Below are 22,965 nucleotides of genomic sequence, written 5' to 3'. Positions count from 1 at the left end.
AATTTGGTTTGTTTTCAATACTTAGTCGAACCTATAATCAAAAACGTAACCAAAGGATTGTTATTTTTTAAAAAATATTCAAAAGTTTTAATTTGAATTGATCCCACTTCGAAAAATAGCCCTGATAACTATGTTCCTGTTCACTGTTTATTTTTTCGATCATGGTCAAGGCTTCTGAATAATCCTTCATTTTGATCAAAGTAAATACTGAATAAAATTCTGCTTCATCTACAAAGGAAGTTGCTTGGCCCTTACGACTCAAGTCCAGTATTTGTCCAAATTTATCCTTGGCCTGATCGTAATTTTTCATGTTAAAATTCGCCATGGCGACAAAGAACAAAGATTTGGAGTCATTGGGATTGGAAATCGATAAGTCAATTATTTCAGGCCATTTTTCTGCTATATATAAGGCTGTCAGGTTCTCAATGTTTTGTTCTGATGATCTTTCTACCGGGATCATATAACTTAAATACTTCCTATCAAAAAAATTCTGACTTGTGTCATAAATCAAAACCGAAGTAGCCAACATAATAAGGACAAATCCTGCAGCAATTCCTTTCAAAAACAATGGCAGTACTCTTGACTTTTTCAAAGGGGCGACTTCCTCACCCAAAGATTTTCTTGATGCCATATACTCATCATGGGTATCGGAAATTGTCTTTTGATGCCCAGCCAAAATAATGGCTTCCCGGCTGATTTTCATGATGTTCAACAGGTCATGGAGTTCCGGCTGCTTTTGAATTTCCTCCTCAAAAGCAGTTTTTTGTTCAATAGTCATTTCTCCATCCAAGTAAGCCTCGATTTCTTTTAATATTGTAAAGTCATCCATTTTTGAGTGCTGTTTTGAGTGATTGGTACAACATGGGATTGTTTTCTATTTTTTTGATCATGCCCTGAAGGCATTTATATTTTTTATTTCTCAGGACTTGCTCATTGGCGTAGTTTTCCGATAAGAGTATGTCCTTCATCGACATCTCCAAGTAATAAAATTTGATCAAAAGATCTTTGCAGGATGAACCAAGACTTTCAAAAATGTCCATGACAAATTTTTTGTTCTCAAATTGTTCAAGTCTTTTTACCATGTCCATCTGTACAATGTCTTTTTCAGATTCATACGCCTCGTTTCTTTTATTCATACTACTTCTTTTTCTCAATTCAGAAACCCACAAATTATTTGCGATGCTGTAAAGCATGGATTTGATACTTGCCTGTTCTCTAAACTTCTCATTGATGACCAAATCAATGAAAACCAGAAACGTTTCTTGGATAATATCAGCAGCATCGTCCTGATCCCCATATTTTCTTAGAATACAAGTTTCCAAATAAGCATAGCAATTACTGTAAAGGTATTTGAGAACCTCGTTGATTTGATTCTTGTCCCGAATCCCATTTAGAATTTCTTTATCAGTAAGTTTTTGCTTCTCTTTGGCCATGTTTGCAATAATTAGTCGCTATAACTTCAAAAAATGTAACCTAAAATAATTTATTTCTTTACTCTTTTGTTTAAAAATATCAAAACAACAGGAGTTTCTAAAGTTTTCTCCTCAGGATACCAAATCCTACTGATCTGTCATTCGACACCGAACATTCGATATCGAACAGCTGAACAGTTTTTCCCTTAGGTAATTTTTATCACACTTTAAAGGGTTTTAATAAGCTTATATTTGTAATCATAAATTCAAAAAGCTTGGGATTTATTATAAGCCGAAGCTTTAAATAATCAGAAAATAAAAAATAGAAAAATATGTTCTTCGAACTCGTTTATGACAAAAGTTTGGCGCAGGCCAGTTATGTAATCGGATGTCAGGCGGCAGGAATAGCTGCTGTAATCGATCCAAAAAGAGATGTAGATACCTATATCAACATTGCAAAAGCCAACAACTTGAAAATTACCCATATCCTGGAAACCCACATCCATGCGGATTTCCTGAGTGGTTCAAGAGAATTGGCAGCTTTGACCGATGCAGAAATGTACTTATCTGACGAAGGTGATGAAAACTGGAAATACGAATTTCCACACAACAAAATCAAACATGGTGATGTGGTCAAAATGGGTAATTTAACTTTTGAAGTTTTACATACTCCTGGACATACACCTGAAAGTATCAGCTTTTTGTTGACTGACAAACCTGCTACCAAAGAGCCTGTGATGCTATTTACGGGTGACTTCGTATTCGTAGGTGATGTGGGAAGACCTGATTTGTTGGAGCAGGCAGCCGGTCTCAAAGGAACCCAGGACATTGGCGCTGCACAGATGTTCGATTCCTTACAGGAATTCAACAAACTGGGAGATTATATACAGGTTTGGCCAGGACATGGTGCAGGTTCTGCATGTGGTAAAGCCCTCGGTGCCGTACCATCGACTACAGTAGGATACGAAAAAATAAGAAACTGGGCCTTACAGCTTTTGGATGACAAAGTAGCTTTTGCCAAGGAATTGTTGGCCGGTCAGCCTGAGCCGCCAAAGTACTTCGCCATGATGAAAAAACTCAACAAGGTGGACAGAAAATTGGTAACTGAGGTTCCTACAATTGAAAACCTTTCGAAAGAAGCATTTGAAAAAGTAAAGCGAGAAGGCTTGAAAATTATTGATACCAGAGCTTGGGAAGATTATGCGAAAGGATTTTTAAATGGCACATTGAGTATCACCAATAATAATTCCTTCTCCACTTGGATGGGTTGGTATTTGAACTACGAAGAAAAATTCATCATCATCGCCGAGGAAAACCAGGTTGAGGATATTACCAGGAAATTGATGCGAATTGGTTTGGATAACCTGTCAGGTTATATCACCCCTGCCCAATTGGCCAATTTTGAAAAAGGAAATCTTGAAACTTACACGCCAATAGATAAAGAAACCGTAAAAGCTAAATTGGACGAAGATGTTCAGGTAGTTGATGTAAGGGGTGCCTCTGAATTCAATCAAGGTCATATAGAAGACGCAGTCAACTTATTTGTTGGAAAACTACCCCAGAATCTTGACAAAGTATCCAAAGACAAACCCGTCATCATCCATTGTCAGGCAGGAGGCAGGGCAGCTATCGCCTACTCTATCTTAAAAGCCAATGGATTTGACAATATCCTGAATTATTCAGGTGGATGGAATGATTGGGTAGCAGAAGAGAAAGTGTTGGTTAATGGTTAATTGTGATTGATTAGTAAGCCGAAAGGCTAGTTTGTGAAAAAGCTCGGGAAACCGGGCTTTTTTTTTGCTCCACGGGATTTGCAATCCCGAGGACAGATGAATTGAATTTGTAATTCCAGCTCCTCGTGATTTGCAATCGCGAGGACAGATAAGTGGAATTTGTAATTCCAGTAGAACCATCCTTATACGAGACCAGGATTACAAATCCTGATCATCTGTCGTTCGACATTACAAATATCGAACAGCTGCTCCTGATATTGTTTGAATTATTTTCTTCTCCTACGTGACCTGTAAAACATTACGAAAGCCACAAGTACCAATACAAATATGAACAACCACCAACCAAAGTGCATTCCCATATAACCGTAATCCCCATTATGCATCGTAACGTTATGTATTTAATCGATTAATTTATTTTCAAATATCAGTCAGATTAATTTGTGTCCTTTTCCTTCATCTTCTCCATCATTTCCATCATCTTTGGATTATCCATCATGGACTTACTCACCCGAATAAGTTTCTTGTTGACAAATTCTTGAATTCCTGTCTAGTTACTTTGAATCATGGATCTTCGCAAGATTAAGCCAAAACACCACCATCTAATATAAGATGGGTATCATTACAGTAACTGGATTCTTCAGATGCCAGATAAATAAATGCTTTAGCAACTTCTTCCGGCTTGCAAAGTCGTTTCATTGGAGTTCCTTCAATCCAAGCTTTTTGCGCTTCATCAGGAGCAGCGCTTATCATGGGCGTTTCAACGTAGTAAGGACAAATAGCATTAGCTCGGATATTTTCATTTCCGTATTGTACTGCAATGTTTTTCGTAATGCCTAAAACCCCATGCTTAGCAGCCGTGTAGGGGACTAATCCTGGCTCTGCTATTAAGCCTCCAAGTGATGCCATGTTTACAATTACACCGCCTCCTTGCTTTAAAAATTGTTGTAGTTCGTATTTCACGCAATAAAATTGGCCTGTAAGATTTATAGCGATGATTTTATTCCAAGTCTCTTCCGGCATATTATGTATACCTGATGGTGTGCCAGCGATACCTGCATTATTTAGTGCAATATCTAGTCTACCATATTCTTTAACCGTTTTTGTAATGGCGTTTTTGACACTTTCCACATCAGCAACATCAATGGGAACAAACATACATTTTGCACCTAATGCTTCAATTTCGTTTAACGTTTCAGAATAGTCGGCTGTGGATAGATCAGCTATTACAATGGTAGCGCCTTCTTTGGCGGCCTCCAATGCAGATGCTTTTCCGATTCCTGAATTACCACCTGTGATAAAGACAATTTTATTTTCGAGTCTTTTCATAGATTCTGTTTTTTATATTTCCACAATCAAAAGGATTATTTTATTCATAATTTTCATTTTTAATTTTGTTGGACGGCTTTCTCTATTGGAACTTCTCCACTCAGAATTTCGAAAACCTGGTTCTGTTTAACGCCATCTCCCAAGGATTCAACTAATGTTTTAGCCACATCCGCTCTTGAAATACTCCCCTGAATTTTCAGTTTCTCATTGAGTTGAATTTTTCCTGTTCCATCCTCGTCCGTCAAATGACCGGGTCTTACAATACTATAATTCATACCACTTGAACGCAGGTGATCATCTGCATTTTGCTTTGCTCTCAAATAATCTTCAAGTTCGTCACTCACAGATGGATTATCTGCTCCCATGGTGCTCAACATGACAAACTTCTCAAGTCCTGCCTCCTTAGCAGCATCTGTTAGCCTTTTTGCGCCCTCCTGATCCACACCTATTATATTTTTACCTTTTGATCCAGCCGCAAAAATTACTTTATCCGCATTTTTCATTACGTGGTTTACATCTTCCTCTAAATCGGCAAGCACCGTTGATACGCCTTGCTTTTCAAAATAATCTTTTTGATCTTGTTTTCTGACCATCGCTATAGGTTGATAGACTTCTGATCTTCTTAATAAATCGATGATGATTCTCCCTGTGGTTCCGTTAGCACCTGCCACTAATACATTTTTTCTTTCACTCATGATTTTTCCTTTTAATTTAAATAAGACACTCACTAGCTCCATTTTTGGGGAATTAAGGAATGCCTTGACCCATTCTACATTTGTTGAGCTAGTGGTAGTATAAACTATAGCTCCTTTTGCCTTGGCATATTACATAAATCAGAATTGGTTGGATTGCATAAAGTTTACTTCACTAAAAGTACGTTACATCTTAAGTTTATTCATTACACTATGATTGGTATATGTTGCATGATTCCCTCATAAGAAAATGTCAGGATGTTAAAAAGTCAATATTTGGGGCTGCTCCTCGGGATTTGCAATCCCGAGGACAGATAAATGAAATTTGCAATTCCAGTACAACCCTCCCTAAACGAAACCAGGATTACAAATCCTGTTTATCTGTCGTTCGACATTACAAATATCGAACAGCATAAAAAAATAATAAAAGATATTTTTGTCTTTATTATAAAAAAGGATATATTTGTCCTGTATTAAAGAAGAGATGTTTTCCAAAGCCTGTAAATATGCCATCAACGCCATGATCTACATGGCCACTTTACCACAGGGTCAAGAAAGGGCTGGCCTAAAGGAAATTTCCAAGGCAATAAATTCTCCTGAGGCCTTCACCGCTAAAATATTACAGGATTTGGTCAAAAATGAATTACTCAATTCAGTCAAAGGACCAAATGGTGGATTTCACTTACAAGGAGACCCCTCCCGAATATTTCTTTCCGAAATAGTGCATTCCATAGATGGTGACTTGATTTTCACAGGTTGTGCATTGGGACTGGAAAAATGTTCTGAAGACCATCCTTGTCCTGTTCATCACAAATTCAAAGCGGTCAGAGATCACCTTACAGGTATGCTGATGACCACTAGTTTGAGAGATGTAGCAGATAGGGTCAATACTGGAATCAGCTTTCTCAGGTATTGAAAAAAATTTAACCAAATAAAAGATAAAAAAGTCTTAATATAAAACTCAAATCCATGATCAAAGAACTGGAAAATAGAAAAGTTGGAGCCATAGTGGCCGAAAACTTCAAAACCGCAAAAGTCTTCACACAATATGGAATCGACTTCTGCTGCAAAGGGGGTATCAGTCTGCAAGATGCCTGTTCCAAAAATGAAGTAAACCTTCAGGAAGTAACCGCAGCACTTCAAAAAGCTACAATCTTACCAGAAGAAGTGCATTACAAGGAGTTTGGGCTGAGCCGATTAATAGACCACATTATAGACACCCACCATCAGTATGTGGAAAATGCCATACCGGCATTGAAAGCCTATTTACAAAAACTTGCTACGGTCCATGGTGAAAGACACCCCGAATTATTTCAGATCCGGGATGAGTTTATGGCGGCATCATATGCCCTGACATCTCATATGAAAAAAGAGGAACTGATACTCTTCCCATATGTCAAAGCCATGGAAGAAGCTGAAAAAAGTGGCTTCCCACTATCAAAACCTCACTTTGGTCATATAGATAATCCCATCAATATGATGGAAGATGAGCATGAAACAGAAGGTGAAAGATTCAGGACAATTTCAAAACTGAGTGATGGATATAAAACCCCTTCTGATGGCTGTCAGACATACCGGGTAGCATTTGAAATGCTAAAGGAATTTGAATCTGATCTGCATACCCATATCCACTTGGAAAACAATATTCTATTTCCAAAGGCAACTGTGCTATACAACAATCTTAATTCTTAAGCAGATGCATACTGCCCATCCCTATACCACAACTCAAAGGCAATTTACTTTAGGTCATTTGCTTGCCAAGACCTGGATGGGATGGGCAGTCTTGTTCTTTTTGTTTGCCTCTTTTTTTGGATTGGCCATGAGGTACTTTCACCTTGGAGAGATCCCTTACTTTGAATACAAACACCTGCTTCATGCCCATTCCCACATCGCATTATTGGGATGGGGATATCTGTTGGTTTCGGGAGTAATGGTGTTTACTTTGGTGAAAGAAGAGAGCCGGCTTAATATCTACCGAAAATTATTTTTCTTAGCCGTCATTGCCAATTTCGGTATGATGTTCAGTTTCCCCTTTCAAGGCTATGGAATGATCAGTATTACTTTTTCAACCATTCATCTTTTGGTGAGCTATGCCTTCGCCTTTTATTTTTTAAATGATTTGAGTAAACAAACCAACTCACCCTCCATCAAACTGATCCGATATTCGATCTATTGGCTTTTGATTTCCAGTTTAGGACTATGGGCCCTTGCACCCATTGGGTCAATTTTGGGAAGATTGCACCCGCTATATTTTATAAGTGTCCAGTGGTTTCTACACTTCCAACTCAATGGATGGTTTGTCTATGCTTTGTTGGGCTTTTTGGTGCACTTCGCCATCCAAAAAGGATTTACCGTCAATATCAGCAAAATCACATTTCTTCTGCTCAACCTATCTTTATTCTTCACTTTTGCTTTAGCAGTATCCTGGAGCACACCAATTGAAAGTCTTTATTTTTTCAATACACTTGGCGTCCTGCTTCAAGGTATCGCCTATATCTGGATTTTAAAATCTACAAGATTCCTCAATTCGGATTTTCTAAAAATTCCAAACCACTGGATAGATGGCATGATCTATCTTGGAATTTTGAGTTTGCTGGCAAAAGCAATCATTCAGATTACCCTGGTCATTCCCGATATGGCTACGATGGCATTTACCATCAGAATGTATGTCATTGGATTTATTCATTTGGTGATGCTCGGTGCCATCACTTTTGGTATCGGTGGTCTTGCAGTTAAAAATGGTTGGCTCCCTGCCAACGGCACCTCCAAATGGGCTTGGATCATTCTGAGCCTTGGATTTATCAGTTCCGAGATCCTCTTATTGGGACAAGGCACATTGCTTTGGGCCAAAATGGGATTTATCCCACAATATCACTTGCTATTATTCCTCTCCTCCACCCTATTTCCATTGGCCTTGATATTACTCTTGATCAGCATGGTGAAAAACCAAAAAACCCCTTCAAACATTCTAAATCAAATAAAATCCAAAACTCAAATTTCAATAAACAAACAAACTATGAAAACTTCAATGCTCATGTCATTTGGAGCAGCATTACTCCTCATGATCAGTTGTGGAGGTGGAGGAGGTGAAAACCAAGGCTCCTACACCCCACCAAGTGCCGAAACAGAGAAACCCGCTGATCCAAAGGGTATCGGTGAAATCAAAAATGTAGATCTCGGTGATGGAATAGACGAATCCATGGCAAACAATGGTAAGGCAATTCTTGACATGAAATGTACCGCATGCCACCAATACAATGACAAGCGATTAGTTGGGCCTGGATTTGAAGGTGTTACCAACAGAAGACGTCCTGAGTGGATCATGAACATGATTACCAATGTAGAGGTGATGCTCGATGAAGATCCTGTTGCTCAAGCGCTTTTAGAGGAATGTCTCACAAGGATGCCCAATCAAAACATCACTTTGGATGATTCAAGAGACATTCTGGAATTTCTCCGCCAAAATGATCTTGAAAGAACTGGTACTAAAGATGCCGCAATAAATTAATTCCAATTAAATCCCAAACAAAAATGAAAACAAGAATGTGGTTATTGGCAGGGGCTGCGATAGCAATGGCTTTTGCCTATGGATGTAAACCTAAAGGAGCGCAAAGCACGATCTCCGGTGATGCAGCCAGTAAAGTATATGTCCCACCTGGACAATATGATGAATTTTACAACATAGTTTCAGGTGGATTTAACGGTCAGATGTCGGTCGTAGGGCTTCCATCAGGAAGGGTATTCAAGATACTCCCGGTATTTTCAGTTCATCCCGAAAACGGATATGGATTTTCAGAGGAGACCAAACCTATGTTGAACACATCAAATGGTTTTGTCCCTTGGGATGATTTGCACCATATATCGATTTCTACCACCAATGCGGAACACGACGCAAGATGGGCATTTGGCAACGCAAATAATACCCCGCGAATAGCTAGGGTGGACCTGACTACTTTCAAAACTGTGGAGATCATAGAAATTCCCAATTCAGCAGGAAATCACTCCTCTCCATATATTACAGAAAACACTGAATATGTGGTAGCAGGCACTAGATTTTCTGTTCCAACCGGTTCAGATGAAAACAGGGACGTACCCATCTCAACCTACAAGGAAAATTTCAAGGGACACATCAGTTTTATCAGTGTAGACCCTGAATCCGGTCAGATGGACCTCAGTTTCCAAATTGAGGCGCCCCCTTTCAACTTCGATTTAGCAAGGGCTGGTAAGAAAAAATCTCATGGCTGGTTCTTTTTCTCCACTTATAACACAGAAATGGCGCACACCCTTCTTGAAGTCAACGCCTCCCAAAAAGACAAGGATTATATCATGGCTGTCAATTGGAAGAAAGCAGAGGAATATATCAAGCAGGGAAAAGGAAAAAAACAAAGTGTGAAATACGCACATAATGTTTGGGATGAGCATACACATACAGGGGTATCTACCATCAAAAACGAGGTTTTGGTCCTAGACCCAACGGAATTGAAAGACATGGTGTATTTTATCCCTTGCCCCAAATCTCCTCACGGTACTGATACTGATCCTACAGGTGAATATATTATTGGTAGTGGGAAATTAGCTGCAATAATTCCGGTATTTTCATTTACCAAGATGCTAAAAGCCATTGAAAATGAGGATTTTGAAGGCTCATTGCAGGGAATGCCCGTATTGAACTACGAGTCTGTCCTGCACGGAGAAGTGCAGAAACCCGGTTTAGGTCCTTTACACACTGAGTTTGACGGTAAAGGTTTTGCTTACACTTCTATGTTTGTATCCTCTGAAATTGTAAAATGGAATATAGAAACACTTGAAGTGGTGGATCGGGTACCCACCTATTATTCAGTTGGTCACTTAATGATCCCGGGCGGTCCTACAGGGAAGCCTCATGGAAAATATATGGTTGCTTACAATAAAATCACCAAGGACAGATATCTGCCAACTGGTCCGGAATTGGCACATTCCGCACAGCTATATGATATTTCCGGAGATAAAATGCAGCTTCTTCTTGACTTTCCTACTATTGGTGAGCCACATTACGCAGAAGCATTTCCTGCATCTTTGATCATGGATAAGCAGGTGAAGTTTTACAAAATGGAAGACAATAATCATCCTAGAGCACTCAAAGGAATCAACGACGCCCGGGTAGAGAGAGATGGAAATAAAATTCACATTTACCTGACCAGTATTCGATCCAATTTCAGACCCGACAATATTGAAGGCGTAAGGGTTGGTGATGAAGTTTACTTCCACATGACCAACCTGGAACAAGATTGGGATGTACCACATGGCTTAGCAGTAAAAGGAGCTAATACGGCTGAACTGCTTGTAATGCCAGGTGAAACAGCTACGCTGAAATGGGTGCCGGATAGAGTTGGAATTTTCCCCTTCTATTGCACAGATTTCTGTTCTGCATTGCATCAGGAGATGCAAGGGTATATCAGGGTATCGGCAGCAGGCAGCAATACACCTTTAAAATTCTCAACAGGCGAGGCAGAATAGTTGCCTAACATCCAAATACCGCCAGCAAAAATGCTGGCGGTTTACTAAAATCAACATGAAGAATCTCCTTCCCATAAACAGAGTTTTGGTGTTAATAGCTGCCCTATTAATGGTCTCAGCCTACTTCACACCACTTTGGCAAATCAGTCTTTGGGCACCACAATATCCTGAAGGCTTGAATATGAAAATATGGATTGACAAGCTCAGTGGTGATGTGGATATCATCAATGGAGTCAACCATTACATAGGAATGAAACATATAGGGGTAGAAATGTTTCCTGAATTCACTTACCTCATTTATGTATTTGGAGCCATCATTGGGTTTGGCATTTTATCTGCGATCATTGCAAAAAAATGGATGGTATATTCCTTCTTCGGACTTATTGTCCTAATGGGAATTGGAGTACTCGTAGATATGTATATATGGGGATATGATTATGGACATAATCTGGATCCCACCGCAGCTATAAAAGTCCCCGGAATGGCCTATCAGCCACCATTGATCGGATATAAGCAGCTGTTGAATTTCCTTTCATACTCTGGGCCTGATATAGGAGGTTGGATTATAACTGTATCGGCATTGATAATGATAGTAGTAGTGGTAACTGAATGGAGGAGGAAGTGAAGTACGAAGTACCATGTACAAAGTACCAAGTATGGGGGAAGCAGAAAAGATGAAGGAGAAAGGATGAGGGATGAAGGAAGGATTTTAGATCTTAGATTTTAGATTGAAGATTTAGGCCTCTGTATGTATCGGGGGGGATTAAATTAGGCTATATCTCAAATCTTGTTTCTTGGCTCTAACATCTTGGGTCTTGTTTCTATCACCAACATCTCGGTTCTCGCATCTCGGTTCTTATTTCTCCAATCTCACATCTTATGTCTCACGTCTTATGTCTCAAAAAATGAAACATCTCATAAACATACTCCTAATCGCTCTCCTCTTTGGCTGCAGTGCTGACCCACGAGCTATCAATTACGGAGAGGATGTCTGTCATCATTGCAAAATGAAATTGATGGATCCGCATTATGGTGCAGAAGTGGTCACGCAAAAAGGAAAGATTTACATCTTTGATGATGTCAATTGCCTGATGTCCTTTCTGGATTCTGATGAGGTCAATGAACAAGACCTTAAACATATCCTGATTACAGATTACGATCAACCGGAATCACTTTCCGATGCGATGATGTCATTTTACCTCAAATCGGAAGCTTTCAAAACCCCTATGGCCAGCAATATCATTGCCTTTTCAGATTATGAAACGCTCAAGAAGTATAAAAAAGAGCATGGCGGAGTGTATTTGGCTTGGGGAGAATTGGTGACGCAGTTTAAGTGAAGGTAGATTGTAGAGGGTAGATTTTAGATTGAAGAAGGATGAGGGAGGAAGGGTGACAAGATTCAAGGGCGTCATTGCGCCTGCCTGCCTTTGGCAGGAGGTGCACTTCTAGTAACCTTTATAATTAGGGTAGCCCATCGTGCGACATCTCTTGAGGCGTTTATCGATTAGAAATGGGTTAAATATGGAATTTATCTCAGCTCTCGATTCTTGGCTCTTGCTTCTTGGCTCTCGCATCTCGGTTCTCGCTTCTTGATTCTTGGCTACCCGATACTCGGGGAGGCTTTGGTTCTCAAAAAATTAAACCACAGTAAAATGAAAGCAATATTCACATTGATACTGACAGTCCTAATGGCTTTTCCATCTGGGGCGGAGACTATTCGGCTTAGGGCTGGGCAGTCCATTAAGGAGGCTGTAAATAATGCTTCTGACGGAGATACTTTACTTCTGAGTTCAGGTCTCTATCAGGAAAATGAAATTATCATCCGAAAACCATTGACCATTTTGGGAGAATCATTTCCAATTATCGATGGGCGGGACAAAGGAAATATATTTTTGGTGGCCGGTGAAAATATTCACTTCAAGGGAATCAAAATCATCAACACTGGAAAATCAAATATGGACGATTCTGCTGGGATCAAGTTTTTTGATTCGAAAAATTGCAGTGTGGATAATGTGCAATTGGAAAACACTTTTTTTGGTCTTCATTTTTCGAACTCCTCCAACATGACCATCACAAATAATCATTTGGTTTCGACAGCAGAAAAAGAATACCAAACTGGAAATGGCATCCACCTCTGGAAATGTAAAGACTCCCATATCGAAAAGAATTATGTGAAAGGACACCGGGACGGAATTTACCTTGAGTTTGTCACCAACACTGTCAGTCAGGGTAATTTCATAGAAGAAAATAACAGGTATGGTCTACATTTTATGTTTTCACATGACAACAGCTACATCAAAAATACTTTCAAAAAAAATGGTGCAGGTGTAGCTGTTATGTATACCAAAAATGTACTGATGAAAGAAAATATTTTTGAAGAGAATGAAGGTCCAAGTTCTTATGGCATCCTGCTCAAAGATATCAGTGACAGTGAAGTTGTTGGCAATATCTTCCGCAAGAACACCATTGGTATTTATATGGAAGGAAGCAGCCGGACCATCTTCAAAAACAATTCCTTCAATAATAATGGTTGGGCTTTGAAGTTGATGGCAAGCTGTGATCAAAATACTTTCGAAGCCAATAACTTCTTTGCCAATACTTTCGACATCAGCACCAATGGCAGTTTGGTTCTGAATAAGCTTCAGGAAAACTACTGGGATAAATACGAGGGATATGATTTGGACAAAGATAAAATCGGTGATATCCCATACCGACCCATTAGCCTCTTTAGCGTCATCGTCGAAAAAATACCCTCAGCTGTAATACTTTGGAGAAGTTTTATGGTAACGCTCTTGGACAGAATGGAAAAAGTCATTCCTTCCATTACTCCTGAAAATATGATTGACAACTCCCCTAAAATGAAACCTTATGATTTCGGCACAACAAATCCATAAAAAATTCGGCAAACTTGAAGTTTTGAAAGATTTCAACCTAGAGTTTGATGCAGGCAAAAGTTATGCATTGATGGGGCCAAACGGTTCCGGAAAAACCACGCTGATCAAAATTATCCTTGGCATGGTCATTCCCAACACAGGGGAAGTGTTTGTTCAGGGAGAATCCATCAAAGGAAATTTTGCTTACAGATCCAATATTGGTTACATGCCTCAGATAGGTCGCTACCCTGACAATATACGTATTGGACAACTTTTCAGCATGATGCAGGACATGAGACCGGGAATAAAAGAATATGACCTTGATCTGATAGAAGCTTTTGGCCTAGACAAAATCATGGACAAACCCATGCACACCCTAAGTGGGGGAACCCGTCAAAAGGTGAGTGCCGCCCTTGCCTTTATGTTCAGGGCTGAAATCCTGATCTTGGATGAACCCACCGCAGGTCTTGATCCAATGGCGGTGGAAACCTTGAAAAATAAAATCAAGAAAGAACGTGATACAGGCAAACTCATCTTGATCACCTCCCACATTCTCAGTGAATTGGATGAGTTGACTGACCATGCCATCTATATCAATGAGGGAGAAGTCTTTTTCAATGATACCATTAACAGCCTAAAGGATATCACAGGGGAAGAAAAATTCTCAACAGCCATAGCCAGATTGATGGAATGGAGTTTAAAAAAAAAGAAGAAAATAACTGATTTAAGCCATGTTTAAGTTACTGAAATACTCGCTTTACGATATTGTGAAAAGTAGGTTTGCGATACTATATACCATCTTTATGATTTTGGTGGCTGTTTCCATCTATCAGGTCTCTGAAGACATGAGCAAGGTTTCTTTAAGTTTGCTCAATATCATGTTGATGATTGTCCCCTTGATAGCTGCCGTATTTGCTACCACACACTTTTTCAATAATTTGGAATTTACCGAGCTGATGCTCGCGCAACCGGTAAAGAGACGAGATGTTTTCTTGAGTCAGGTTTTGGCGGTGGTCATCATGTTGAGCGCAGCCATTGTCATTGGGTTTGGCATCCCCATGATACTATGGGGAGCAGATAGTACTGTTCTCACTTTGTTGGGAATAGGGATAGCCCTGAGTGTGGTTTTTGCAGGGTTGGCCTTCCTTGCCTCCGTACTTACCCGGGACAAAGCTAAGGCCATTGGTATCAGCTTATCCTTCTGGATTTATTTCTCGCTGATCTATGATGGATTTGTGTTGTACCTGATTTACAGTTTCGCTGACTACCCGCTGGAAAAAACCACCTTGGGCTTAGTTTTCTTCAATCCCGTTGACCTTGGGCGTATCATTATGCTGATGCAGTTGGACATCTCCGCCTTGATGGGATATACAGGGGCCTTTTTCCAGAATTTCTTCGGATCTGCCAAGGGAATATTGCTCTCTTCAGCGATGATGCTGCTATGGATGTTATGGCCATTGGGAGTGGCGATGCGGGTATTTAGGAAAAAAGATTTTTGAGGGGATTGAATAAATTACAACATTCGCTCAGAATGGTTCAAGACTTCAAATTGGTTCAAGTCTTCAGACCTAACTACCTTTGGCAGGCATGGACAGAATTAATCCACATTCGGACAGGATTGGTTCAAGTCTTCAGACTTGGACCACCCCATTGCAGTCTTCAGACTGCCAACCGCAGCGTATAAAATCAATAAAACTCCTTCCTTATTCAGCAGAGTTCAATTCATATATCCGCTGGGGAGTTTTTGCTTGATTCTTTTTAAATGTATAGATAATTGAAGTTAAGAAACATGCAAAAAAGCAACGTTAATTAAGCCGTTTTTACTTATTTTTGACAAACTATCAATTGTTGTTTGACTTAAATTTAAGAAATGTTTGAATTCGACCCTCAAAAAAGTGAATCAAATAGAATTAAACATGGTATTGATTTTAATCAAGCAAAGCAATTATAGGATGACCCAAACGGAGTAGTTATTGAGGCAAAAACAATCGATGAAAAACGCTATTTATTGATTGCCCAATTCAATCATAGTATTTGGTCGGCAATATTCACCATCAGAAATGATATGACAAGAATAATTTCAGTAAGAAAATCCAGAGAAAATGAAAAAGCAATCTATTACAGCGGCTGAGTTTGATCAAAAGTTTGAGGATAATGAGGATTTGTCTGATTTTTTAAACCTAGAAAAGGCAAGCAAACCAGGATTAAAGCCCAAACGTGTCAGTGTGGATTTTCCTGAATGGATGGTTCAGGAATTGGATAAGGCAGCCCAACGATTAGGAATTACCCGCCAAAGTCTTATAAAGGTTTACATCTCTGAGAAATTGAAAGAGACATAAGATTTTCACACGACATAATTCCTTTTACTCATCCTATTGAGTTAATTCAAATATTTATGCTATTAATTTATTTTCAGTGGATTTTTGCAATAAAAAAAGAAACCTCGATGTCGTGGTAACTGACATTTCTATAATATTGTAGAATAACAGTTGGGGCTAGAAACTAATTTCCATCTTTTTCATTGGTTTCTGACCCTGGTTATAAATAATGTTTATTGGTATTTAGAGCTCTTTTTCATGAAATTTTATATCGCCCTTGCCTACGGCACTTTTGAAACAAACACTTAATCCAATAAACCCGGCAATAAATTACCGGGCTATTACATCGGTCATACCTACGGCATTTTGTCAAATTGGTTTTTAATTCTTGAATTTTAGGTCTATTGATTTTGTCTCTTGACTCCCCGATACTCGGGGCAGGCTTTGTTTCTTGATTCTTGGCTCTTGACTCTTGGCTCTAAACTCTTGCCTATAAACCCTCTTCACTCCCATTTCTCCACCCCCAACAGCTTCTTCCCTAGATCAGAAAGTTCAGCAACCCCATACTTGGTTTGTTCCCAGTTTCTTGGATCGCCGGGAAAGGCATAGCCTGAAGGAGCTATTTTGTTTTTCCAGGAATTGATGCGCCATTGTTTGAGGGCTTCATTATCCTCTTCAGCAGGCATCATGGAAATGTATTGGGCTATTCGGACTTTATCGGAATGATTGGCTCTGATGCCGTGGGGAAGCAGACTGTTGAAAATGAGTAAATCACCTGCTTCCAGTTTTACTTTGACAATTTGATCTTTGAATGCTGAAATATCGGGTTGAAAACGGTTTCGGTCTTTAGGTTGAGTGAGCTTCCATGTTTCATAAGTCCTGTACAATTCAGGAATGCATTGAAAGCCACCCATATTTTCATCTGTCTGATCGGCCAAGGCCAAAACACCCTGAACATTTTGGGGCTTGGTTTCAGGGTCATAATCCCAATGGATAAACGCCTTGTATTCATGACCTGCTCTGATCGGAAAATTCAGGTTTGCCCTATCAATCGTTACCCAAAGTTTTTCTGTACCCCAAATATCCACAAATGCATCGTAAATTTTTGGCACTTGCCTGTTGGTCCATAATTCCTGATGGTTGTACACTTCCACCATTCCTGTGCCTACTAATTCCTTCATCTCCATTTCCTGATGGGGTTTGGCATACCAGGTACTTGGATTGTTTGGGTCTTTTTCCACAAATTCCCATAAGAAGGCCGCCGTTTTTGAGACCTGCTCCTTTGGAACAGCATTTTTAATGACCACGTAGCCATTGTGAATCCAAAACTGCCAATCCTCTTCCGATAAAACTCTTAGAGATTTACCATTGGAGCGATCGTTCAAACGGATTTTGCTGCTAGTGGCAGTGGATGGGTTGCCCGGAATTTCCTTATGGTTTTTATTGGGACTATCCCGGTCTGCTGGGTTGATTGTTTTTGTTTCCATCTTTTTCAAAGTGGCACTAAGTGGTTGTATCACAATATAATGATATTTTAAAAAAGAGATTGATCCCTGCTTTTATATTTCTCCAAAAATTCTCGGGGAACCCACTCTTCGTGATTTGCAACCGCGAGGTCAGATGAAAGGAATTTGTAATTCAAATCTTCATCTTAACCCAAACCAGGATTACGAATCCTAATTATCTGTCGTCCACTACCGAACCTTCGGTAACGAACAGCAGCACATCTCGCCTCTCGGCTCTCGCTCCTCACATCTTGTCTCTTGGCTCATTGTACTTCGTACATGGTACTTGGTACTTGATACTTGGTACATCGTACACCCTACACCTCCACCAACTTCCACTTCCCCCTTCTAAATACCAAAGTACTCACCACAGCATGAAGCGAATGACTGACCGCAATGGCTACAAATACGCCTGTTGCACCCATGCCCAATGTTTTTGCCAAAAAGTAGGCAAATGGAATCTGAAAACCCCAAAGCACTGCCAAGTTGATGATGGTTGGGGTCTTGGTATCTCCGGCCCCGTTCAAAGACTGACTCATCACCATCCCATATCCGAAAAACACATACCCCAAACAAATGATGGTCAGACCCAATCTTCCAACTTCAATTACATCAGGTTGCTGATTGAAAATCCCAATAAAGAACCCTGCTCCACCTATAAAAATAATCGAGCAAAATCCCAGAAAAATCGCAGTATAATGTGCCGATAGCCATGCGGATTTTTCAGCCCTCCCGGGTTGCAATGCTCCAAGATTTTGGCCAACCAAGGTTGCAGCGGCATTGGATAAACCAAAAGCAGGAAGTAAAGCAAAAATGATCAACCTCACTGCAATGGTATATCCGGCCAAAGCCACAGAACCTGATTCTGAAATAATCCTCATCAGGAATATCCAAGAGGCAGATTCAATCAAGAATTGCCCCATGCCTCCTGAAGCCACTTTCAGAATAGTCCATATGGTTTTCCAGTTCATCTTCAGGCTTTCCCAATAAAATTTGATAATGGATTTACCATTAAAGAGGATGTAGAACTGATAAATCACGCCTATACCCCGTCCTGTAGTGGTGGCCCAAGCCGCACCTTCCAACCCCATGGCTGGTATAGGTCCCAATCCGAAAATCAAAATAGGATCCAGCACAATATTGAATCCATTGGCTATCCACAAAGCCCTCATCGCAACAGCTGCATTACCGGCTCCTCTGAAAATCCCATTGATGAGAAAAAGCAGCATGACGCAGACATTACCCCCAAATATTACTTGCGTATAGCGATATCCCAACTCAATGACATCTGATTCTCCTCCCATAATTGCCAGCATGTTTTTGGCTTGATACACCCCCAATATTGCTACTGCTACCGCAAAAAAAGAACACACAATAATCGCCTGAAAAGCTGCAGTAGAGGCCTCTTTAGGCTTTTTCTCCCCGATCCTCCTAGCAACTATGGCTGTTGCTGCCATACTCAGGCCAATGGCAATGGAATAGATAATTGTCAGAACAGATTCAGTAAGACCTACTGTGGCAACAGCGTAAACTCCCAATTTACCTACAAAGAAAATATCCACAACTGCAAAGAGCGATTCCATCACCATCTCCAAAATCATGGGAACAGAGAGATAAAATATGGCTTTTTTGATGCTGATATTGGTGAAGTCGTCCTCTAGACCACTTACAGCAGCTTTGAAATGTTGTATAAATGTTTTGAATGTCATATATGAAGGATTTATCCAAAAATGGAGTTGGAGATAACCTGCGATTTGAGCTTTCGCATGCAGGCAAAATGGCCGAAGAAAAATTATACCTTCATAAGATCTCTAAATTGTAAGAAAAAATCTCAATTAGCAAGACTCATGTTGGGAAAAAATTCTATTTAAAATTTTGCTTGAATCAAGTCACTGGCAATACCTTCATTTTTTATAATAAAAAAGAGAATTTGTATAACACCTTTAATAGCTCTTTATGGCAATTTTGTAGAATTACACCATTTCTTACTTTGGTAAGAAGACAGTTTCATTAAATTTAAATGTACGAATATGAATACTTCAAAAATTAGATTGAAAAGAAAGACCTTTAGAAAAAACGTGCAAATCAAAGTTACTGTCAATACGTTTATTCAACCATTTAAGGAGATGCCTTGTGAAACTGATATAGAAAGTCCAGATCATATCAATGCACATGACCTATTTTCACACTATACCGCTGACATCATTAAGAAGGATGTCATTTTTACCAGGTAATTAATGGTGGTGAAATAGAAGTCCATAGCTTTCTTCCAACAGAATATCTTTCCATTCCTCAATCAGATTTTTATAGGCTACACCCACCGGCATGATATTCCGGTCAAGGTCGTATAAGCCAAGCTCATTGATATTTCCTGCATCGTTCCTCAGTGCAGAGTCCCAGTCGACCTGATGTGTTAAACTATACCAAGTAAAACCTATAATAGGTACCCCATCTTGCTTGAGCATATGTAGATTGGCCCATTGTTTCAACAACCATTCTTTGCTTGCAGGCATTTTCAAATTTGTTTCGGTATGCATGATGGGCAATTTGTATCTTTTGTAATATTGACTGGTCAAAACATAGTATCCAAAAATCTCCCCTGAGGCTTGGGTTGACCCGTCAGGGTGTACAAGATGCTCATTCGTTACATAATAATCATTGCCCATGACGCACCTCGCTTTAACCTGATTTTGTGCAAACCAATTGTACTCATTTTTGGTCATACCATTTTGCAATAAATATTCATACATGGTCACATTGATAGGATAGCCGTAGGTCAAGTCAAGCGATAAAAATCTTTTTTGATTTAGAAAACGGGCTAGGGGCAAAGCTTTTGGCTCGATAGCATGAAAATATTCGGTGGACTCACTTTGAATAAAGGTAGCTTCCGGCTGTATTTTCAAAATGGCATGCATGGCCATGACATTTGCCTTGGAAAGATTTTTTAATGCAGTTACAAAAGCCCTGTCAGAACTCAGCCTTTCATTCCACCATCCATACTGCGCAGAAAACATCGCAGTAATAAATATTTCATTGATCGGAGTGTAAAACTGCAGGTCAGGAAATCTAGTGGCAAAAGCTTTTGCGTATTCGGCAAAATGATGGGGAAATTCAGGATTTTGGAAATCTCCCAACCAATCCGGAACACCAAAATGACAAAGGTCAACCAATGGCGTAATATCCATTTCTTTGAGACGGTTAAAAGTAATATCTGTAAATGACCAGTCATATTTACCAGGTGCTAGATGGGTTTTATAGTAAGGAGGTCCATAGCGCAAAAATTCAATCCCCATTTCTTTCACCAATTCAAAATCCTTTTCCCAATGGGTATAATGACCGGTCTTCTCCATTTCATCCACCCGCTTGGTAGTGCCGTCCGGCAACATAATATTGGGATAACTATTCTCAATCCCCGTGGCGAACATAAATTTACTTCCTTGCATGTTTTTCAAGATTATTAATAAATTTTTTCTTCAAAAAATCGATTCAAAGCATTTTCTAAAGCTGGAAGCTGAATGCCCTTTTCACTATGTAATACACTATAAAGGGGCCGGTTAGCTTTCCATTTCATTTGTATTAATTTTTTTGTTTGAATTCTTTTCTGCTCCATTCCTCCTCGTAAGGCAATTTCAGAAGCAAAATCTGCCCATGTCAAACTACCTTGATTACTCAAATGCCAAATACCCTTTTCTTCATCTATCAATAAATTTAGTGCCGTATTTACCAAGTCGGGCACATATGTTGGTGAAACAACGACATCACTCAAAACAGAAATTGGTGTTTGTTGATGTTGTGCCTGCAAAATATGATAGGCAAAATTACTCTTATCCCAAGGTCCAAAAAAAGCACTCGTTCTGATAATCAAAGCATTTGGGTTGTTTGTAAATACTAAATGTTCTCCTACAACTTTGCTTTCTCCATACACATTTAAAGGGTTTACAAGGTCTGTTTCAGTGTATGGATTATTTTTCGAACCATTAAAAACGAGATCAGATGAAAATGTCAAAAATTGTATTTCAAACAATTTGCAAACTTGAGAAAGCAATGCAGGGGCTGTAGAATTTACAGCGAAACAAATTTGAGTATCAGTTTCGGCATCATCTACTTTTACATATCCTGTTGCGTTGACCACCGCCCAAGGTTGATATTTATTGAAAACTTTTTTTATACTTTCCATATCAAAAATGTCAAGTTCATTTCTTGAAATTGGAATAAATGGAATGTTTCTAGCTTTGCAAATTTTAATAAAAGCAGAGCCTAACGTTCCACTTTGCCCAATTATCAGAATTGGCGATTGATTGGTTGGTACATTAATTTGTTCGGAATTATGCCACCACCCTTTTTGGTCCAAAAGAGGATGTTGATAATCTAAATTCCCACTTAATGATTTAATCAATTTTACGGCAGCGGTTGGCCGTAATTTTTTACTACGAATATCAAATACGCCTGTTTCGTAATGAAAATTGCTTTCTGTCAACAAACTATTCCAATCATAAGCCCCTAAAAGCGACCACGCTGTAACTGCTTTTAGATTAATTCCTTGTTGTGATAATTGATTTGCTTCATTCCAAATTTCCTTAAACCACCTCATTTGTTCTTCCCGTGTACAACTAAGGTGAGTTTCAGTAATAGCTATCGGCAATTTATATCGCTCCCATGTTTCTTTTACCAAAGCTTTGAATCCTTCAATTTTGCGGTCAGTAACCCTTACCATTTCTGTGTCTGCATAGCAATGTCGTCCATTTCCCCCGTAGGTATTGCTTGGATATTTTGCAAGATTTTCGTCAAGGTATCTCTCCGATGTGATGTAATAATTCAGTCCTATGATGTCTGGAATACAAATGTTTTCCAGAAAAAAAATAAGTTCTTTTTCCTGGATGCCTACAAATAAAAAATATTCGTATAGTGGGTGTTCTTTATTTACTTTTCCGCAGAGTAAATCGTAGGTCAGCCAACGCCTATTATTTTCAAAATCTGCCTGATATTTTAATAAAGGCGTGCTATGGGTTTTGGCTAGATCTTCTGTTTGAATAAGTTTTGCCGCTGGGTTTACTCTTCTAATTGCCTTCATGGCAAGTACCACGCCCTTAACTTGGTTAATGAGCATGGTTGCAAAACTTAAATCGCTGGCAGCATGGGGATACCAAAAACCATAAAGTCCGCTAAAACGGGCAGTGGTCAGTGGCTCATTAACTGGTGTGTAATATTCCAGGTAGGGAAATTTTGAAGCCACTTGGTAGGCATAATTGGCAAGGTGATACGGAAATTGATCGTCAAGAAGATTGGTAAATGAAGGTCCACTTCCATGATGAACCAAGCCTGCTATAGGAACTATGTCGAGTTCTCTAATTAAATTAAATTGATTTTCTATCCAATCCCAATTGATTACTTGTCCCAAGGTTTGTTGATGGTGTTCCCATAAAACCGGATAACGTAATGCTGTTATACCTAATTGGGCAATGTGATTTACATCATCAGGTCTATCATAATGACCTAATAGCGCCAATTGATCCCGGTAGTTATTTTGAATACGATTAATTGTACACTCTATACCACCCCAAATCTCAGGTTTTTGAAAAGGGTATTGATTTTCCATCGAAACTTATTTCG

21 protein-coding genes are annotated in these 22,965 nt (G+C 39.4%); 13 read left to right on the top strand and 8 right to left on the bottom strand.

Annotated elements, in window-relative coordinates; all coding sequences use genetic code 11:
- Positions 1 to 67: 67 nt before the first annotated feature.
- Positions 68 to 829 (bottom strand): hypothetical protein, encoded by a 762-nt coding sequence (locus HMJ38_RS08405; RefSeq protein ID WP_194973938.1) that lies wholly within the window; start codon positions 827 to 829, stop codon positions 68 to 70.
- Complete coding sequence (locus HMJ38_RS08400) at positions 822 to 1,433, bottom strand: RNA polymerase sigma factor (protein ID WP_194973937.1); 612 nt, start codon at positions 1,431 to 1,433, stop codon at positions 822 to 824. Before HMJ38_RS08400 ends, HMJ38_RS08405 begins: the two co-directional genes overlap by 8 nt.
- 311 nt (positions 1,434 to 1,744) lie before the next feature.
- On the opposite strand from HMJ38_RS08400, the gene HMJ38_RS08395 reads away from it, so the two are divergent.
- Entirely contained in the window at positions 1,745 to 3,145 is a 1,401-nt protein-coding gene (locus tag HMJ38_RS08395; protein WP_194973936.1) for an MBL fold metallo-hydrolase, read from the top strand.
- 579 nt (positions 3,146 to 3,724) lie between these two features.
- Here the strand turns inward: HMJ38_RS08395 and HMJ38_RS08390 are convergent.
- Both HMJ38_RS08390 and HMJ38_RS08385 read right to left on the bottom strand, forming a co-directional pair.
- Entirely contained in the window at positions 3,725 to 4,471 is a 747-nt protein-coding gene (locus tag HMJ38_RS08390) for an SDR family NAD(P)-dependent oxidoreductase (protein ID WP_194973935.1), read from the bottom strand.
- 59 nt (positions 4,472 to 4,530) lie between these two features.
- Positions 4,531 to 5,166 carry an SDR family oxidoreductase gene (locus HMJ38_RS08385; protein WP_194973934.1) on the bottom strand — a complete coding sequence of 212 codons (636 nt, stop codon included), beginning with the start codon at positions 5,164 to 5,166 and terminating at the stop codon, positions 4,531 to 4,533.
- Between the two features lie 481 nt (positions 5,167 to 5,647).
- On the opposite strand from HMJ38_RS08385, the gene HMJ38_RS08380 reads away from it, so the two are divergent.
- The 11 genes from HMJ38_RS08380 to brnA all read left to right on the top strand — a co-directional run bounded on the left by HMJ38_RS08380 (position 5,648) and on the right by brnA (position 15,871).
- The gene (locus tag HMJ38_RS08380) at positions 5,648 to 6,079 is read left to right on the top strand and encodes an RrF2 family transcriptional regulator (protein ID WP_194974071.1); all 432 of its coding nucleotides are present in this window, start codon (positions 5,648 to 5,650) and stop codon (positions 6,077 to 6,079) included.
- 53 nt (positions 6,080 to 6,132) lie between these two features.
- Positions 6,133 to 6,855: an iron-sulfur cluster repair di-iron protein gene (gene ric / locus HMJ38_RS08375; protein WP_194973933.1), complete on the top strand. Its 723-nt coding sequence runs from the start codon at positions 6,133 to 6,135 to the stop codon at positions 6,853 to 6,855.
- Positions 6,856 to 6,859: 4 nt separating this feature from the next.
- The gene (locus tag HMJ38_RS08370; protein ID WP_194973932.1) at positions 6,860 to 8,671 is read left to right on the top strand and encodes a c-type cytochrome; all 1,812 of its coding nucleotides are present in this window, start codon (positions 6,860 to 6,862) and stop codon (positions 8,669 to 8,671) included.
- Positions 8,672 to 8,694: 23 nt separating this feature from the next.
- Entirely contained in the window at positions 8,695 to 10,659 is a 1,965-nt protein-coding gene (gene nosZ / locus HMJ38_RS08365; RefSeq protein ID WP_194973931.1) for a Sec-dependent nitrous-oxide reductase, read from the top strand.
- 55 nt (positions 10,660 to 10,714) lie between these two features.
- Positions 10,715 to 11,284 carry a hypothetical protein gene (locus HMJ38_RS08360; protein ID WP_194973930.1) on the top strand — a complete coding sequence of 190 codons (570 nt, stop codon included), beginning with the start codon at positions 10,715 to 10,717 and terminating at the stop codon, positions 11,282 to 11,284.
- 280 nt (positions 11,285 to 11,564) lie between these two features.
- A complete protein-coding gene (locus HMJ38_RS08355) occupies positions 11,565 to 11,996 on the top strand; it encodes a nitrous oxide reductase accessory protein NosL (protein WP_194973929.1) in 432 nt (143 codons plus the stop codon).
- A gap of 315 nt (positions 11,997 to 12,311) precedes the next feature.
- Positions 12,312 to 13,553 carry a nitrous oxide reductase family maturation protein NosD gene (locus HMJ38_RS08350; protein ID WP_194973928.1) on the top strand — a complete coding sequence of 414 codons (1,242 nt, stop codon included), beginning with the start codon at positions 12,312 to 12,314 and terminating at the stop codon, positions 13,551 to 13,553.
- Entirely contained in the window at positions 13,528 to 14,271 is a 744-nt protein-coding gene (locus tag HMJ38_RS08345) for an ABC transporter ATP-binding protein (RefSeq protein ID WP_194973927.1), read from the top strand. Before HMJ38_RS08350 ends, HMJ38_RS08345 begins: the two co-directional genes overlap by 26 nt.
- Positions 14,264 to 15,031: an ABC transporter permease subunit gene (locus HMJ38_RS08340; RefSeq protein ID WP_194973926.1), complete on the top strand. Its 768-nt coding sequence runs from the start codon at positions 14,264 to 14,266 to the stop codon at positions 15,029 to 15,031. The genes HMJ38_RS08345 and HMJ38_RS08340 overlap by 8 nt, the downstream gene beginning before the upstream one ends.
- Positions 15,032 to 15,540: 509 nt before the next feature.
- The gene (locus tag HMJ38_RS25775) at positions 15,541 to 15,663 is read left to right on the top strand and encodes a hypothetical protein (protein ID WP_394355060.1); all 123 of its coding nucleotides are present in this window, start codon (positions 15,541 to 15,543) and stop codon (positions 15,661 to 15,663) included.
- Entirely contained in the window at positions 15,635 to 15,871 is a 237-nt protein-coding gene (gene brnA / locus HMJ38_RS08330) for a type II toxin-antitoxin system BrnA family antitoxin (RefSeq protein WP_194973925.1), read from the top strand. Before HMJ38_RS25775 ends, brnA begins: the two co-directional genes overlap by 29 nt.
- Before the next feature lie 482 nt (positions 15,872 to 16,353).
- Here brnA and HMJ38_RS08325 read toward each other — a convergent pair whose 3' ends face one another.
- A complete protein-coding gene (locus tag HMJ38_RS08325) occupies positions 16,354 to 17,337 on the bottom strand; it encodes a phytanoyl-CoA dioxygenase family protein (protein ID WP_194973924.1) in 984 nt (327 codons plus the stop codon).
- 335 nt (positions 17,338 to 17,672) lie between these two features.
- Positions 17,673 to 19,064 (bottom strand): MATE family efflux transporter, encoded by a 1,392-nt coding sequence (locus HMJ38_RS08320; RefSeq protein WP_194973923.1) that lies wholly within the window; start codon positions 19,062 to 19,064, stop codon positions 17,673 to 17,675.
- A 321-nt stretch (positions 19,065 to 19,385) separates the two neighbouring features.
- Here HMJ38_RS08320 and HMJ38_RS08315 point away from each other — a divergent pair, with 321 nt between their 5' ends.
- On the top strand, positions 19,386 to 19,589 hold the full coding sequence (locus HMJ38_RS08315; RefSeq protein ID WP_194973922.1) for a hypothetical protein: 204 nt from the start codon (positions 19,386 to 19,388) through the stop codon (positions 19,587 to 19,589).
- Here HMJ38_RS08315 and HMJ38_RS08310 read toward each other — a convergent pair whose 3' ends face one another.
- Together HMJ38_RS08310 and HMJ38_RS08305 are read right to left on the bottom strand one after the other, a co-directional pair.
- On the bottom strand, positions 19,590 to 20,798 hold the full coding sequence (locus tag HMJ38_RS08310; protein WP_194973921.1) for a family 1 glycosylhydrolase: 1,209 nt from the start codon (positions 20,796 to 20,798) through the stop codon (positions 19,590 to 19,592). It lies immediately after the preceding gene.
- A 14-nt stretch (positions 20,799 to 20,812) separates the two neighbouring features.
- On the bottom strand, positions 20,813 to 22,951 hold the full coding sequence (locus HMJ38_RS08305) for a family 1 glycosylhydrolase (protein WP_194973920.1): 2,139 nt from the start codon (positions 22,949 to 22,951) through the stop codon (positions 20,813 to 20,815).
- Between the last annotated feature and the right edge of the window lie 14 nt (positions 22,952 to 22,965).

The organism is Aquiflexum lacus (assembly GCF_015476655.1).
GTDB classification, from domain to species: Bacteria; Bacteroidota; Bacteroidia; order Cytophagales; family Cyclobacteriaceae; genus Aquiflexum; species Aquiflexum lacus.
Note: the sequence above shows the minus strand (reverse complement) of the source record. Positions and strands in the feature narration are given on the sequence as shown.

Excerpts from the sequence above, each read along its gene's own strand:
- HMJ38_RS08390 (WP_194973935.1), bottom strand. The coding sequence starts at position 4,471 with ATGAAAAGACTCGAAAATAAAATTGTCTTTATCACAGGTGGTAATTCA.
- HMJ38_RS08325 (WP_194973924.1), bottom strand. The coding sequence starts at position 17,337 with ATGGAAACAAAAACAATCAACCCAGCAGACCGGGATAGTCCCAATAAA.
- HMJ38_RS08395 (WP_194973936.1), top strand. The coding sequence starts at position 1,745 with ATGTTCTTCGAACTCGTTTATGACAAAAGTTTGGCGCAGGCCAGTTAT.
- HMJ38_RS08345 (WP_194973927.1), top strand. The coding sequence starts at position 13,528 with ATGATTTCGGCACAACAAATCCATAAAAAATTCGGCAAACTTGAAGTT.
- HMJ38_RS08305 (WP_194973920.1), bottom strand. The coding sequence starts at position 22,951 with ATGGAAAATCAATACCCTTTTCAAAAACCTGAGATTTGGGGTGGTATA.
- HMJ38_RS08310 (WP_194973921.1), bottom strand. The coding sequence starts at position 20,798 with ATGCAAGGAAGTAAATTTATGTTCGCCACGGGGATTGAGAATAGTTAT.
- HMJ38_RS08360 (WP_194973930.1), top strand. The coding sequence starts at position 10,715 with ATGAAGAATCTCCTTCCCATAAACAGAGTTTTGGTGTTAATAGCTGCC.
- ric (WP_194973933.1), top strand. The coding sequence starts at position 6,133 with ATGATCAAAGAACTGGAAAATAGAAAAGTTGGAGCCATAGTGGCCGAA.
- brnA (WP_194973925.1), top strand. The coding sequence starts at position 15,635 with ATGAAAAAGCAATCTATTACAGCGGCTGAGTTTGATCAAAAGTTTGAG.
- HMJ38_RS08350 (WP_194973928.1), top strand. The coding sequence starts at position 12,312 with ATGAAAGCAATATTCACATTGATACTGACAGTCCTAATGGCTTTTCCA.
- HMJ38_RS08405 (WP_194973938.1), bottom strand. The coding sequence starts at position 829 with ATGGATGACTTTACAATATTAAAAGAAATCGAGGCTTACTTGGATGGA.
- HMJ38_RS08320 (WP_194973923.1), bottom strand. The coding sequence starts at position 19,064 with ATGACATTCAAAACATTTATACAACATTTCAAAGCTGCTGTAAGTGGT.
- HMJ38_RS08355 (WP_194973929.1), top strand. The coding sequence starts at position 11,565 with ATGAAACATCTCATAAACATACTCCTAATCGCTCTCCTCTTTGGCTGC.
- HMJ38_RS08385 (WP_194973934.1), bottom strand. The coding sequence starts at position 5,166 with ATGAGTGAAAGAAAAAATGTATTAGTGGCAGGTGCTAACGGAACCACA.
- HMJ38_RS08340 (WP_194973926.1), top strand. The coding sequence starts at position 14,264 with ATGTTTAAGTTACTGAAATACTCGCTTTACGATATTGTGAAAAGTAGG.
- nosZ (WP_194973931.1), top strand. The coding sequence starts at position 8,695 with ATGAAAACAAGAATGTGGTTATTGGCAGGGGCTGCGATAGCAATGGCT.
- HMJ38_RS08400 (WP_194973937.1), bottom strand. The coding sequence starts at position 1,433 with ATGGCCAAAGAGAAGCAAAAACTTACTGATAAAGAAATTCTAAATGGG.
- HMJ38_RS08370 (WP_194973932.1), top strand. The coding sequence starts at position 6,860 with ATGCATACTGCCCATCCCTATACCACAACTCAAAGGCAATTTACTTTA.
- HMJ38_RS08380 (WP_194974071.1), top strand. The coding sequence starts at position 5,648 with ATGTTTTCCAAAGCCTGTAAATATGCCATCAACGCCATGATCTACATG.
- HMJ38_RS08315 (WP_194973922.1), top strand. The coding sequence starts at position 19,386 with ATGAATACTTCAAAAATTAGATTGAAAAGAAAGACCTTTAGAAAAAAC.